This window comes from Bacillus sp. VA13 (assembly GCF_055710085.1).
Genome location: NZ_JBVQPP010000018.1, coordinates 1 through 480 on the forward strand (window position 1 = coordinate 1; position 480 = coordinate 480).

The window sequence follows — 480 nt, forward strand, 5'->3', positions numbered from 1 at the left end:
TCGCTCATCTCATACCCTTTGTTGAACAGGCTGGCATTACGCATTTTCTGTTGCAGTTCGTCAGGCATTGCTGCCCCGCTCTGATAATGCCGGGCGTAGCGAGCGAATACCTGCGGATGCGTTGCCCAGTGTTCGTTGATTTGCGACGGAAATTCGACAAAATCACGCGGCGTGTTGGTGCAGGAAAGCGTGGCATAACGCTGGCGGGCAAAAAGGACGTGCAGCGTATGACCAAATTCATGGAATAAGGTTATTACATCATCCCAGAGTAACAACGCAGGCTCACCGGCAGCGGGTTTCTGATAATTGCAAACGTTATAACTTACCGGATGCGTTTCATTAAGCGTTGATTGCTCAACAAAATTGCCCATCCATGCACCGCCGCTTTTTGAATCACGGGCGAAGAAATCACCGTAAAATAACGCCAGGCCCACGCCATTATGATCAAAAATTTCCCACACACGAACGTCAGGATGGTAG

The 480-nt window shown here is 49.6% G+C and carries 1 protein-coding gene; it reads right to left on the minus strand.

Going from position 1 to position 480, the window contains the following annotated elements:
• Positions 1–480 (minus strand): M3 family metallopeptidase (locus AC0C66_RS21525; RefSeq protein WP_472973706.1); only part of this gene is annotated, 480 nt, incomplete at both ends.